At 46.5% G+C, this 13,982-nt stretch carries 13 protein-coding genes, 1 tRNA gene and 1 pseudogene; 2 read left to right on the top strand and 13 right to left on the bottom strand.

Features of this window, described 5'->3' with window-relative positions; translation table 11 throughout:
• Positions 1-29: 29 nt before the first annotated feature.
• The 5 genes from V1501_RS18320 to rpoN form a co-directional block, all read right to left on the bottom strand.
• Complete coding sequence (locus tag V1501_RS18320; RefSeq protein WP_409290311.1) at positions 30-1,214, bottom strand: phosphoglycerate kinase; 1,185 nt, start codon at positions 1,212-1,214, stop codon at positions 30-32.
• A 192-nt stretch (positions 1,215-1,406) separates the two neighbouring features.
• Positions 1,407-2,414, bottom strand: a complete 1,008-nt coding sequence (gap, locus tag V1501_RS18325; RefSeq protein ID WP_409290312.1) for a type I glyceraldehyde-3-phosphate dehydrogenase — start codon at positions 2,412-2,414, stop codon at positions 1,407-1,409.
• 60 nt (positions 2,415-2,474) lie between these two features.
• Positions 2,475-3,491, bottom strand: a complete 1,017-nt coding sequence (locus V1501_RS18330; protein WP_409290313.1) for a sugar-binding transcriptional regulator — start codon at positions 3,489-3,491, stop codon at positions 2,475-2,477.
• A 185-nt stretch (positions 3,492-3,676) separates the two neighbouring features.
• A complete protein-coding gene (locus V1501_RS18335; protein ID WP_409290314.1) occupies positions 3,677-3,916 on the bottom strand; it encodes a glutaredoxin family protein in 240 nt (79 codons plus the stop codon).
• A gap of 18 nt (positions 3,917-3,934) precedes the next feature.
• Positions 3,935-5,248 carry an RNA polymerase factor sigma-54 gene (gene rpoN, locus V1501_RS18340; RefSeq protein ID WP_409290315.1) on the bottom strand — a complete coding sequence of 438 codons (1,314 nt, stop codon included), beginning with the start codon at positions 5,246-5,248 and terminating at the stop codon, positions 3,935-3,937.
• Positions 5,249-6,060: 812 nt separating this feature from the next.
• Between rpoN and V1501_RS18345 the strand changes: the two genes are divergently transcribed.
• Positions 6,061-6,189 carry a hypothetical protein gene (locus V1501_RS18345; protein ID WP_409290316.1) on the top strand — a complete coding sequence of 43 codons (129 nt, stop codon included), beginning with the start codon at positions 6,061-6,063 and terminating at the stop codon, positions 6,187-6,189.
• Positions 6,190-6,318: 129 nt separating this feature from the next.
• Here the strand turns inward: V1501_RS18345 and V1501_RS18350 are convergent.
• Positions 6,319-6,390 (bottom strand) — tRNA-Arg (locus V1501_RS18350).
• Between the two features lie 285 nt (positions 6,391-6,675).
• Here V1501_RS18350 and clpP point away from each other — a divergent pair.
• Positions 6,676-7,284, top strand: a complete 609-nt coding sequence (gene clpP / locus V1501_RS18355; RefSeq protein WP_409290317.1) for an ATP-dependent Clp endopeptidase proteolytic subunit ClpP — start codon at positions 6,676-6,678, stop codon at positions 7,282-7,284.
• 47 nt (positions 7,285-7,331) lie between these two features.
• On the opposite strand, the gene V1501_RS18360 is transcribed toward clpP, so the two are convergent.
• From V1501_RS18360 to V1501_RS18390, 7 genes and pseudogenes are all read right to left on the bottom strand, one after another.
• Positions 7,332-7,589: an HPr family phosphocarrier protein gene (locus V1501_RS18360; protein ID WP_409290318.1), complete on the bottom strand. Its 258-nt coding sequence runs from the start codon at positions 7,587-7,589 to the stop codon at positions 7,332-7,334.
• Positions 7,590-7,695: 106 nt separating this feature from the next.
• Entirely contained in the window at positions 7,696-8,640 is a 945-nt protein-coding gene (whiA, locus tag V1501_RS18365) for a DNA-binding protein WhiA (RefSeq protein WP_409290319.1), read from the bottom strand.
• A 53-nt stretch (positions 8,641-8,693) separates the two neighbouring features.
• Positions 8,694-9,661 (bottom strand): annotated as a pseudogene (locus V1501_RS18370) (gluconeogenesis factor YvcK family protein).
• Positions 9,651-10,550: an RNase adapter RapZ gene (rapZ, locus tag V1501_RS18375; protein ID WP_409290320.1), complete on the bottom strand. Its 900-nt coding sequence runs from the start codon at positions 10,548-10,550 to the stop codon at positions 9,651-9,653. The pseudogene V1501_RS18370 and the gene rapZ overlap by 11 nt, the downstream one beginning before the upstream one ends.
• Before the next feature lie 30 nt (positions 10,551-10,580).
• Positions 10,581-11,039 (bottom strand): NUDIX hydrolase, encoded by a 459-nt coding sequence (locus V1501_RS18380; RefSeq protein WP_409290321.1) that lies wholly within the window; start codon positions 11,037-11,039, stop codon positions 10,581-10,583.
• 312 nt (positions 11,040-11,351) lie between these two features.
• On the bottom strand, positions 11,352-12,308 hold the full coding sequence (trxB, locus tag V1501_RS18385; RefSeq protein ID WP_409290322.1) for a thioredoxin-disulfide reductase: 957 nt from the start codon (positions 12,306-12,308) through the stop codon (positions 11,352-11,354).
• Positions 12,309-12,421: 113 nt separating this feature from the next.
• On the bottom strand, positions 12,422-13,927 hold the full coding sequence (locus V1501_RS18390) for a tetratricopeptide repeat protein (RefSeq protein ID WP_409290323.1): 1,506 nt from the start codon (positions 13,925-13,927) through the stop codon (positions 12,422-12,424).
• Between the last annotated feature and the right edge of the window lie 55 nt (positions 13,928-13,982).

The raw sequence follows: 13,982 nt of genomic DNA on the forward strand, positions 1-13,982 counted from the left end.
ATTACCACCCTTTCCGTTACTTACTGGTCTTACTTATCGTTCAAGGCTGTTACGCCAGGCAGTTCCTTGCCTTCCATGAACTCAAGGGATGCACCGCCGCCGGTTGAGATGTGAGACATTTTTTCAGCCAGGCCGAATTTTTCGACTGCCGCTGCAGAGTCTCCGCCGCCGATCACACTGAACACGCCGTCTGCTTCTGCAAGGGCTTCAGCTACCGCGCGGGTACCATTGGCGAACACATTCAGTTCGAATACACCCATTGGCCCATTCCAGATCACCAGCTTGGAGTTTTTAATGACTTCAGCATACGTTTCTCTGGTTTTAGGTCCGATATCCAATGCTTCCCAGTCAGATGGAATCTCTGCAATGCTGACTTCGCGGGTATTGGCATCCTCTGAGAAATCGTCGGCGATGATAACATCCTCCGGCATATAGAAGTTCACATTTTTCTCTTTGGCTTTTTCAATGAATGATTTGGCCAGGTCGATTTTATCTTCTTCAAGCAGGGATTTTCCAATTTCATGGCCCTGGGATTTTATGAAAGTATAAGCAAGTCCTCCGCCGATGATCAGGTTGTCCACCTTATCAAGGAGGTTCTCGATGACACCGATTTTATCTTTTACCTTTGCTCCGCCCACAATGGCCGTGAAAGGACGATCCGGGTTCGAGAGTGCTTTGCCAAGTACATCAAGCTCTTTCTGCATCAGCAGCCCGGCAACGGCAGGAATGTTTTTCGCAATTCCTTCTGTTGAAGCATGGGCACGGTGTGCGGCACCGAACGCGTCATTCACATACACATCCGCAAGCTCAGCAAACGCCCTGGCCAGTTCAGGGTCATTTTTTTCTTCCCCTGGATAGAACCTGACATTTTCAAGAAGAAGGACGTCGCCTTCAGACATGCTGCCGATTTCTTCTTTGACAGAATCACCGTATGCTTCGTCTGTTTTTTTCACTTGAACATCTAATAGCTCGCTCAGGCGGCCTGCTACAGGATTCAGCCTCAGTTCCTCCACTGCCTGTCCTTTAGGACGGCCGAGGTGGCTGGCGAGGATAACTTTCGCTCCCTGCTCCCTTAAGTACTGAATGGTTGGAAGAGCAGCTCTGATTCTCGTATCATCCGTTACTTCGCCGTTTTGCATAGGTACGTTAAAGTCGACGCGGCAGAATACCCGTTTGCCCTTAACATCAATATCCTTGATTGATTTCTTATTCATGAACCAAAGACCTCCTCATTAAATAGACCGGGGCTGTTCCCACTTGTCTTCCGCCCCAGGTTTCACCTGTTAAAGCTTTTGGCTGCTGTTCAAAAAAAAGGGGAAGAAGGGCATAAGTCCCCGCTCCCCTTATTCCTAAATATTATAGCTATATTTATTCATAAAGCCTAATATTAAGTGGTTTTCAGTTTATTAAAAACCTTTTTTTGCGATGAAGTCGATCAGGTCTACAACACGGTTAGAGTAACCAGTTTCGTTATCGTACCAAGAAAGTACTTTTACCATGTTGCCTTCCATAACCATTGTAGACAATGCATCTACAGAAGAAGAGTATGTGCTGCCGTTGTAGTCAGTAGATACAAGCGGAAGCTCATTGTACTCAAGGATTCCTTTAAGGTCGCCTTCAGCAGCTTCCCTAAGGGCTGCGTTCACTTCTTCAACAGTAGTGTCTTTTTCAAGCTCAGCAACAAGGTCAACCACTGATACGTTTGGTGTAGGCACACGCATAGCCATACCGTTCAGCTTGCCTTTAAGTTCAGGAAGTACAAGGGCAACCGCTTTTGCAGCACCAGTAGTAGTCGGGATGATGTTCTCGGCTGCTGCACGTGCACGGCGGTAGTCTTTGTGCGGAAGGTCAAGGATCTGCTGGTCATTCGTGTAAGAGTGAACAGTAGTCATCATGCCGCGTACGATTCCAAACTTCTCATGTAGTACTTTTGCAAACGGCGCAAGGCAGTTTGTAGTACAAGAAGCGTTAGAGATTACATGGTGGCTGGCTGCATCGTACTTATCGTTGTTAACACCCATAACGATTGTGATGTCTTCATCGTTTGCAGGAGCAGAGATGATGACTTTCTTAGCGCCGGCTTCAAGGTGCTTAGCTGCATCGTCACGCTTAGTGAAACGGCCTGTAGATTCAACAACCACTTCTACTCCAAGCTCGCCCCAGCCAAGCTGTGCAGGATCGCGCTCAGCAAGTACTTTGATCTTTTGTCCGGCAACTACTAGTGAATCGCCGTCAACTGTTACCTGTTCAGATAGAGTTCCATGAACTGTATCATACTGCAATAGGTGAGCAAGCATAGCTGCATCTGTCAGGTCATTGATTGCTACGATTTCAACCTCTGGGTTTTTAAGAGCCGCGCGGAATACGTTACGTCCAATACGGCCAAATCCGTTAATACCAACTTTTACTGTCATTTAAAAAATCCTCCTTTAATATTAGGGAATCCTTATTTTCATAAATATATCTTAAAAGGCTTAGCCCTTTAATAACTCGTTTGCGACTGAATCGTCGGTGATAAGGGTAGTTGTTGATGGTGCCATTTTAAGGTAGGCCCTGATTGCCTTGGCCTTCGAGCTTCCGCCCGCGACAGCAATCACACTGTCTGCATGCTTCAGGTCTTCCTTCTGAATGCCCACTGTATGGACCTTGTGGACAATTTCGCCGTCTTCGTTGAAATAATAGCCAAAGGCTTCCCCAACAGCGTTTCCTGCTTCAATCTTATCCATGACCTCCGGCGAAGATCTCCGGCGGCTCGCCATTGCCTTGGCATCGCCTATACCATGGACCACAATATTCGCCCGTTTAATTAAGGAAATCACTTCTTTGATTGCCGGCTCTTTCATGAAAGAGAAATAAGCTTCCTTGCTTACCTGTTCAGGTACATACAGCACCCGGCAGGCGGAATTCATGTTCGCTGCCATATTGGCCGCTATCGTGTTCGCCTGGTTCTCCATATCCTCGCCAAGCCCGCCTCTTGCCGGTACAAAGAGCGTACGGCGCGGATCCGGCGTCAGCATTCCGGCTACAGCCGCAAGCGTCGATCCGCCAGTCACAGCGATGATATTATCACCCGATAAATTCCTTTTTATACAAGAAGCACATTCTTTTCCCAATTCGTTTTTGACTCCAGGTGCGCCATCACTGTTGCCACTGACTATGATCACTTCTTTAATGGAGTAGGAACGGGCTAATAGCTCTTCCTTTTTGTCTATACCCATTACCTCTCGCATTACACCATTTAATTTCTCCAAAAGAACAAGTCCTGAATCAGTGACGTTCATCCCCGACGGAAGAATGTTGATAAGATTCTGGTCTTTGAGAAATTCTACTTCTGCACGCAGAGTCCGTTCGGTAAGGTTAAGACTGGCTGCCAGGTTCCGCCGGCCTACAGGCTGCATCAATTTTATGTAACGTAGGATCTGGTAGCGCTTTTGCATGACATCCATTAAATCAGGCAGCAGCTTTTTTTGAACCTCAATTAATGAGCGCATCTCTTAACTCCTTCAATAGCCGCAACAGGCTGGTCGATTTTAGTCCCGCATAGACATATTATGTCCCGCATGCCGTAAAAAAAATACCCCTGTTTCACAATTCATTCTAACAGGAGTATATGCAATGTTCAACTGATATGTTCAGGTTTTTTTCTGCAAACGCTTACTGCACCAAGGGATGGAGCTTATCCCCTGCCCAGCTGTCCAATGAGAGCGGCGCCATCTATCTGCCCGTATTGCAGGACTTCCCCATTCCATTCCACAACCGGAATCATCAGGCCGAAACGTTCCAAAAGCTCATCGCTTGAATGGATATCAATTTCTTTTATCGAAAAATCATGTTCTGCCCCGAGCACCTCCAGCACATTCCTGGCCTTGGTACAAAGCGGGCATTGTGATCTTGTATAAAAAATCAGTTCTGTCATAACTCCATCCCTAACTGTCTAATATCGCTTCCGTTTGGAAGAAGAAGGTATGTTGAGAAGGTCGCGGTACTTGGCAACCGTCCTCCTCGAAAGAAGAATTCCTTTTTCCTTTTTTAATATATCAGAAAGATCCTGATCTGATAACGGCCTCGTCTTCTCCTCGGATTCAATCAGACCCACAAGCTCCCTTTTGACAGCTTCGGCCGACATTTCACCCGAGGACACGGATTGAATCTGAGCAGAAAAAAAAGCACGAAGCTCCACCGTCCCAAACGGTGCCTGCACAAACTTATCCCGCACCGCCCGGCTCACAGTCGACTCATGAATCCCCAGCTCATCTGCCACTTCCTTCATGGTCATCGGCTTGAGACTGGCAAGCCCCTTCCTAAAACAATGTTCCTGCTTCTCTACAATCAGCTTTGTCACCCGCAAGATAGTCTCCCGCCGCTGAAGCAGACTTTTAGAAATCCACTGATACTCCTGCCACTTTTCCTGGAGGAATTTACCCACCCCATGCTCACGCGATGACTTCAAGAATTCATAATAGTCCTGATTCAGGCTCCAGCCCGAGCCTCTTTCCACAAGCGCAACCTGAAGCCTGCCGTCCCTATGCTCCACCTTCACATCAGGCACTGCATACGCTGGCTTCTCCGACTGGAAGGCCGCACCCGGCCTCGGATTCAGTGTCAGCACAAAATCCTGCACTTCCTGGATATCTTGAAGCGTGATACCAAGCTTCTTCGCAAGATCCTTCCAGCGCTTATCGGCAAACAGCATAAAATGCTCCCTGAGAACCGCTTCGGCATGCTGCTTTGCACCCGTCATCCGTTCCGCTTGAAGCAGAAGGCACTCCTGCAGGCTTCGGGCCCCCACTCCGGCAGGCTCCAATCCCTGAATATATCCAAGGCAGCGCTCCACCATCTCTGTATCACAGCCCGCCTTACCGGCCACATCCGAAAGGTCCGCCCGCAGATAGCCATTCTGATCAAGATTCAGAATCAGGCCCTTCAGCACCCTCTTCTCGTCTTCGCGCCGATTCTGCAGCCCCACCTGAATCCACAAATAATCATGAAGCGAAACCGGCGGCCCGCCGATCTGCTCAAGCCAATAAGACGCATCCTGCTCACGCTGCCTCCGCCGCCCTGCGCCTGCACCTCCCACATATGAAGACACCGGCTCCAGCTGAACAAGCGGATTCTCCACCGCCCGCTCCTCCAAAAAAGACGCCAGCTCCTGCGACGAATACTGAAGCAAAGCAATCGCCTGACTCAGCTCCTGCGTCATCGAAAGCCGCAGACCCTGCTGCTGAAACAACCCATTCCCCAGTTCCATCCAAACGCCCCCTCTGCCTACCACCATTATAAAATAAAAAGGCAGACAATGGGAATGTAAACGTTTCCAATTCTAAATGCGGAAAGCGGTGCCTTCCCAGTATTATCCATGTTTTTACAATGTTTGCGAAATATGTACAGACATTAAAACTTAGCAGGAAGGCAGATGCCTGGGAGTGAAACTGCAAGTAAATCTTGGAGTTCCGCAAGTAAATCACCCGTTTCAAAAAGTAAATTATCAGCTTCCGCAAATAAATTTAAAATTTCGTAAGTAATTTCACTAGCCTGCAATATTGAAATAAAGCCGACGGTGCAGAGTTAAATATGCTGCGGTGTGCCATATAAACGAAAGGACCAAGAATAAGAAAACAGCGGTAAATGATTACCTAACTGAGATAAGGGTAAATAACCTACTACTTCTTTCTGCTTAATGCCACGTACTAAGTTTTCTTTGGACAACAAGGAGGGCTTGGTGGGAGGTGATAGGCTTGAGAAAGGTCTATGGAATAGCAAAGTTAATCGTTTATCTTGATTCAGTTGGGTACCCCCTTACTGAGCAGGAAATCCTCAGTCTTATACACAACAGAGAATTACCGCATCATAAGTCTGTCAGCAATCTTATTATTTTCAACCTTGATCATATCGACTGGTGGATCAGTCAACGGTTAACTCCATAGAGGAAGCCCTGCTCACGCAGGGCTTTTTTTAGTTTCCCTATTAAATCCGCTCTTTTTCTTTCATTTTCCCTAGCACGACTTTCGAGCGTACTTGCTATAATGCTGAGTAAAAAATTAAGAAATAGGCGGGAAATATATGGGATATTACCGAAATTCAGGCTGCAGGGCAAAAGAATGTCTGGCAGACCTTGCTGCTCCAGCCGCTGGTCAGGAAGACCAGAAGTACAAAAAGCCTGCACGTTACTGGAATTGGCTTAGACGATAAATAGGACAAGCCTGCAGCATAACGGCACTCAGCAGTACGCCCCACTCTTTACAAGGAGAAGGGCCTATTTCTTTATAAACAAAAAAGGTCTTCCAGGCATGATGCCTGGAAAACCCTTTTCTTATTTTACGCCCTCGGCAGGAATCGAACCCACATCTTAAGAACCGGAATCTCACGTGCTATCCTTTGCACCACGAGGGCAAGTTATTAATGGTCCCAGAAAGATATTATATTTCACTTCAAAGCTTTTTGCAAGGTAAAATTATGTTTAAAACGGATAAGTTTGGGTATCATGGTTAAAGTATTTAAATTGCTGCTTAAAGGGCAGGCTTTTATATAGTATTTACTACATAGCGGAAATTTATGTCGAAGGAAACTTTGTGTAAATTGCAGTGTAACGTTTGACCTAAATTGACCAATAAGTGTATCATAATAGTAAGGATGAATAATCCATTTGGGTTACTTGTTTAAAGGAGGAGAAATTAGATGAATTTAATTCCTACAGTAATTGAACAGACAAACCGCGGTGAGCGTGCGTATGATATTTATTCACGCCTGCTTAAGGACCGTATTATCATGCTGGGAAGCGCAATCGATGACAATGTGTCTAACTCTATTGTAGCACAGCTTTTGTTCCTTGAAGCGGAGAATCCTGAGAAGGATATCTACTTGTATATTAACAGCCCGGGCGGCAGCATCACTTCCGGTATGGCTATCTATGATACAATGCAGTTCATCAAGCCTAAGGTTTCTACGATCTGCATCGGCATGGCTGCATCCATGGGTGCATTCCTGCTTGCCGCTGGTGAGAAGGGCATGCGTTATGTGCTTCCTAACAGTGAGGTTATGATCCATCAGCCGCTGGGCGGAGCTCAGGGTCAGGCTACCGAGATCGAGATTGCCGCGAAACGCATTCTTTTCCTTCGTGAAAGATTAAATCAGATTCTTTCTGAGCGTTCTGGCCAGCCTCTTGAGGTCATCGCACACGATACAGAAAGAGATAACTTCATGACTGCTGAAAGAGCCGTAGAATACGGCCTTGTAGACAAAATCATGACTCGTAATGACCTTGAAAAGGGAAAATTGGATAAATAATTTAAAAAGAGGCTCTGCTCCCTTGTGGGGGGCGGAGCCTCTTAAAATTAATCCTGTTTTTGGACAAACGCTTGCAGCGCTTCGAGCGCTTCCTCTTCATCATTGCCCTCGGCCACAAGCTTGACTTCTGTACCTGCGCTTACCGCGAGGCTCATCAGTCCCATGATGCTCTTTGCATTAACCTTTTTCCCATCCTTCTCGAGGAACACATCGGCTGAATACCGGTTTGCTTCCTGGACAAAAAGTGCGGCCGGCCTTGCCTGCAATCCGGTTTTCAATCGCACCTGCACTACTTTTTCTACCATCTGCCTTTTCCTCCCCTGCACCTTTTTATTATTTATGTTGTAAAACAGTTGAGTATTATCTTTATTTATCCTAAGTTTCTAAGATGTAAGCGCGGTGTGTGCAAGTTTATGAAATCGGTTCCCCGACACGGAGTTTTTCAGCTATCTCATCGATTTTCCGAAGCCTGTGATTGATCCCGGACTTGCTGATGCTGCCGCCTGAAACCATTTCTCCGAGCTCTTTCAAGGTGATATCCTGATATGCCACCCTGAGCTCTGCAATCTCGCGCAGCTTGTCAGGGAGCACACTCAGGCCGATGGTGGATTCAATGAGCTTAATGTTTTCCACCTGCCGGAGCGAGGCACCGATTGTCTTATTGAGGTTTGCCGTCTCACAATTAACTAGCCGGTTTACCGAATTCCTCATATCCCTGACAATCCTGACATCCTCGAACCTGAGGAGTGCACTGTGTGCGCCGATGATATTCAGGAATTCGGCTATCTTTTCCGCTTCCTTAAGATACGTAATATAGCCTTTCTTTCGCTCCAGCGTTTTGGCCTTCAAGTCGAATCCGTTCATCAATTCACAAAGCTTATCATTGTGCTCCTTGTACATAGAGGCGATTTCCAGATGATAAGAAGATGTTTCCGGGTTATTGACCGAGCCTCCAGCAAGGAATGCTCCCCTGAGGTAAGAGCGCCTGCAGCATTTCTTTGCTATCAATTCGCTTGAGATGTCGTGATGAATGGTGAAACCCTCGCCGATAATCTTCAGGCTGAGGAGAATTTCCTGAGCCATTTGCGAAAGGCGGACTATGTACACGTTGTTTTTCTTCAGCTTCATCTTCTTCCGTACGAGCAGCTCTACCTGCACCTCAAAGCTTTTCTTTAACAGCGTATAAATCCTTCTTGCGATTGCCGCATTTTCAGTCTGGACATCCACCACCAGTTTCCGGTTTGAAAAAGATATGCTGCCGTTCATCCGGATTAGGGCTGACAGTTCGGCACGCGCACAGCAATCCTTCATCTCTAGAGTGGTGAGTTCTTTTTTTGTTTCTGATGCAAATGACAATCTTTATTCACCTCCTGCTGTAACCTTTATCTTTCCTTAATGAAGAATATTACCTATTTAGATTCCTTTAATAAAATATCGTACAAGATTTCTGCGACTTTTGTGGTGTCATGACGGACCACATTGCCATCATAGCTGACAATCGGCTCCTGCAGAACCTCAATTCCAAGCTTATCCAGACGTTCAAAGTCATAGACAACCGGCTTTGCATATTCTTCTTTATACTTAAGCTTGGCGCTTTGCGGGATTTCTTCATTATTCACAAGCACCGAATCAATAAAGGCGCATTCCAAATGGTCATAGATTGCTTCAATATGGTCGCTTGCTGTAAAGTTGAGCGTTTCTCCCGCCTGTGTCATAAGATTGCAGATATACAGTTTCTTTGCAGGCGCTCTGCATACCTCCCGCCCAAGCTCTGGAACCAGAAGATTGGGAAGAATGCTTGTATAGAGGCTCCCAGGCCCGATGACAATCAAATCTGCACTCCGGATTTCATCTACCGTTTCTGAAAGCGGTTTAATCTCTTCAGGAGTCAAAAACACCCGTTTGATTTTTTTCCGTACTTAGGTATTTTTGATTCACCCGTCACAATCGTGCCATCCTCCATCTCCGCATGCAGGACAACAATCTGGTTTGCGGCCGGGATAACCTTGCCGCGGACATTCAGGACCTTGCTCATTTCCTGGATGGCATGCACAAAATCCCCGGTGATGGAAGTCATGGCTGCAATGATCAGATTGCCAAGCGAATGGCCTGTCAATTCCTCGGAACGGCTGAACCGGTGCTGAAACATCTGTTCGACGAGCGGCTCCACATCAGACAGGGCAGCCAGGACGTTCCTGACATCTCCCGGGGGTGGAATCTGCAGATCATCCCTAAGCCGGCCGGAGCTTCCCCCATCATCCGCAACGGTCACAATTGCTGCTATATCAATCGGGTATTTCTTCAGGCCCCTGATTAGAACCGGCAGGCCTGTTCCACCGCCTATAATTACAATTTTCGGCAAACGGTCATTTGGCATCTGCGATTCCCTTCCTTTTCTCAATGTCCCGGTGGGTGATCTTGGTGTAGTAATCCTTTTTGAAGAAGTGACCGATATATTCCGCAAGGGCGACGGAACGGTGCTGGCCGCCTGTGCATCCGATGGCGATGATCAGCTGAGCCTTGCCTTCCCTTTTATATTGGGGAAGCATGAAACTGAGCAGGTCTGTGACCTTTTCCAGGAACTTCTGCGTTTCGCTCCACTTTAGGACATACTGATTCACATCATCATCAAGACCCGTCTTCGGCCTCATGGCGTCTATATAATGAGGATTAGGCAGGAATCTGACATCGAAGACAAGGTCCGCATCAATCGGCAGGCCGTGTTTGAACCCGAAGCTCATCACATTTACCATAAAGGTGCTGCTGTTGTTTACCGAAAACTCACCCAGAATCTTCTCTCTCAATTCGCGCGGCTTAAGATGGGTCGTGTTATAAATATACCTTGCCCGGCCTTTCAGGTCCTCAAGTATCTCCCGCTCCTGCTGTATTCCCTCAAGCGGCCGGCCCGCCGGTGCCAAGGGATGTGTTCTTCGTGTTTCCTTGTATCTGCTTACAAGGACCGAATCGTCTGCATCAAGGAAAAGGATCTGCGGGGTGATCCATGCATTTTCACTCATCGAGTCCAGGGCGCTCGACAGGTGCTCAAAGAATTCCTTGCCGCCGCGCAGGTCCATCCCCAGAGCAACCCGGTTCATTTTGCTGCCGGAGTCCTTCATCAGTTCAAGGAACTTTGGAAGAAGTGTAGGCGGCAGATTATCCACACAGAAAAAGCCCAGATCCTCAAAACTTTGAATGGCAACCGTTTTACCCGCGCCGGACATTCCTGTAATTATCACCAGCTGTATATCATTAGACGAGCCGCTCATTTGTGTTTCCCCTCTTTCCTTTCGACCGGACTAGCTAGGGTCGAGTCTATATGAAATCAATGAAAAGTCCTGCGTGTATGTGAATGTGCCATAAATGACGCCAGTCCCATGCACCATATAATCCAGTATATGGTGATCTCCGGCAGCCATCGGAAGCCTGCTGATTTCGTCTAGGGGCTGCCATGACAGCTCCCCTTCCTCAGACTCTTCTAAATTCACCCCGTCAAAATCTGTAGCATAAAAGGTGAACATCATCCACTCGGAAAGCACTTGGTCTCCATTCTTCATGATAAACGTGAAAATCCCCTTGATCTTAGGGTTTCTGAGGTAGATTCCTGTCTCTTCCCTATATTCACGGATACACGCATCCCTGATCGATTCGCCGGGCTCCATTTTCCCGCCGGGTGCAACAAACCAGCCCCGGCGCGGCTTTTTCAGCATTAACGCATGATTATTATGAACCAATAAACAGTTTGTAACGCGCTGCACCGTTCCTCACCTCTTACTAAAGCATCGAAAAACCATATATAACAAGCTGTCTGTCCAGCTTAAGATGTGCTTTAAAAATTCTATTTCATTTCATTATACTATTTTTAAAATGCTGCCACAATGAAGGAGAATTGTATTTTTAACGAACTCTTCACAGCAAAAAAATGAGCACAGGCATCTGCCTGTGCTTTACAAAATAAATTTGTATAAAAGGGGGTCAATTTCTATTTTTATCTTACCCATTTTTTGTTTCAAACGTGTTACAGCAGAATTAAAACATCATGACGAAAATGCAAATAATGGAATTATTGCTTATGATGGCTGTCCTGCTTTCAGGCTGTCCATAAGCTCCTCAATGTAATGCTGGGCATTCTGAGCAGCGATACTGCCGTCACCGGTTGCCGTGACAATCTGACGAAGTGTTTTTTCACGGATATCTCCTGCTGCGAAAATACCAGGAACTCTGGTTTCCATGCGCTCATTCGTCTCGATATATCCGTTCACATTCGTGATTCCCAGATCCTCAAACGGTTTTGAAAGAGGAAGCATGCCGATATAGATAAAGACGCCGTCTGCCTTGAATTCCTGCTCTTCTCCGTCAATGGTGGACACAAGTGTGACACTTCCGACCTTGCCATCCTTCTCATTGATTTCCTTGATGGTATGATTCCAGACGAAATCCACTTTTTCGTTATCGAAGGCACGCTGCTGAAGTATTTTTTGTGCACGCAGCTCATCCCTGCGGTGGACGATCGTCACCTTTGAAGCAAAACGGGTCAAATACACTCCCTCTTCAACAGCTGAATCACCGCCTCCGATTACGAAAAGCTCCTTGTTTCTGAAAAAAGCCCCATCACAGACTGCACAATAAGAAACTCCGCGGCCGCCAAGTTCTTTCTCGCCGGGAACGCCGATTTTCTTGTATTCGGCACCGGAAGAAATAATGATGGCCCTGCCTTTATATTCTTTATTGCTTACTTTAACAGTTTTAAATTCTCTTCCATCTACAATGCTCTTCACATCACCATACGCATATTCAGCACCGAATTTCTTGGCATGATCGAACATTTTTGTGGAAAGCTCCGGCCCGAGGATTGTTTCAAAGCCAGGGTAATTTTCCACTTCCTCTGTGTTCGCCATCTGTCCGCCCGGAACTCCGCGCTCGATCATCAGGGTGGATAGATTTCCGCGTGAGGTATAAACAGCGGCGGTCATGCCGGCTGGCCCTGCACCGATGATGATGACATCATAAATTTTTTCTTCAGACATACTGTTCACCTCAATATAATTAAGCATTCAAAGCAATGTATGCAGATATAGACCTAGTATTTCCTAAAGATTATCCTATATTAGTCAACACTTCGTCCAAAAATCTGCTCAGGCTAAACGAGCAGGTTATGGACACTGTCTATATACTTCCTTAATGTACCAGGGGATATTCCATACTTTTCCGCAGCTTCTTTCTGGGTGATTTGCTCGTTCCTGAGCTTGTTCCAGATAAAATCAATCGAAGCTGCATAGGCACGTTCATTTTTCAGCTGTCCATTCTGCTTTTCTGCTTCAATGTAAGCCGAATACCACATCAAAAAGAGGCCGGCTTCCGTCAGCTTGATTGGATGATAATGCTGAAAAAGAAGCTCTGCGACAGCATCTGCAAACTGAAGGTTTGTACTGAGCCTCTGACGCAATCCAGATGCAGAGGCTGCATATTCCTTCTCTTTTTCCCCAAAGCGCTCATTATCCTGAAAAGCCGCATGAGCGATAATCTTTTTGCGGTGGGAGGAATGAGCCGTCAGGAAAATGCCAAACAGCCTTTCTTCAGCCAAACCGCTCTGCAGCCGCTTAATAATTGAAGGGAAATGGTCTTCAAAGCCTGACACATCTCTTTCCTCGTTCCACGGTTCCATTCCTTCCTTATCCGGGCTGAAGGAAAGAAGCCTCTTCCAGGCTTGTTTGGCCGTCTGCATATGGCCAAGATGGTAAGCCGAATATGCCAGCCAGTAATAAAACGTGCTGTCCGGCTCGAAGCCTTTGCGCTGCAATTGCTTCAGCCATTTATAAGCAAGCTCATACTGTCCGGTCATCGCAAAAGTCGCCCCAAGCTTAAACCGGTGCTCATTCATCATAGGCCGGATTTTGTCCAGAGCCGCCGTAAGTTCTGCGACCTTTTCTGTATTCTGTTCATAATAATTGAACACAAGCATATTGCACAGCGCGTGCAGATTGCCTGGATTCTTCTCTAGCACATCCTCAAGCACGGCAAATGCTTCTTTCACCTGCCCAAGGTAAAAATGGGCAAGCGCCAAATTATTATAAGCAGACCAAAAGTCCGGATATTCTTTTACAATCTCCTTAAGAGAGGCAACTGCTTTAGGAAAATTGCCGGTTTCCAGCTGTTCCCTCGCCTGCTCCTGCTTGGTGATCAAACCTTCCTGCCGGTCCAGGTTTTCAAGTGTCTCCCCGGACTCATCCAGTTCAAATGCGATCAGGTCAATCAGATCTTCCGCATCATCGCTGAATTCTCCATCTTCTTCATGGTCTAGGTAAAGATGTACTTGTTTATATGCTTCTTTAAACATGCCTAAATGGGCATAATTATTTGCTAGAAAATAGTGGCATTCATACATGAGGGGATCAAGATTATGCAAAACATCCAGCAGCAGCTCATTTGAATACTCGTACTCACCAAGCTCTGTACAGACAATCGCCAGCTGGCACTCAATCATTGGCTCTGTGTTTTCAAGCTCATGTGCCCTCTCTATGTATTTCCTCGCCTTATTTAAATCCCTGCGGTGAAAATATTTCAGCCCCTTGCTGAAATAATATTCCGCCGTCGGAAAAAAAGAAAAAACCTGAGCCTTCCGCTCCGCCTTCGAATCCTTAGACATGAAGTCCTCCAATAAATCAAACATAGACTAACCAAAGCATTATACCACAAAAAAG

This window comes from Paraperibacillus esterisolvens, from assembly GCF_046237625.1.
Classification (GTDB): Bacteria; Bacillota; Bacilli; order Bacillales; family DSM-1321; genus Paraperibacillus; species Paraperibacillus esterisolvens.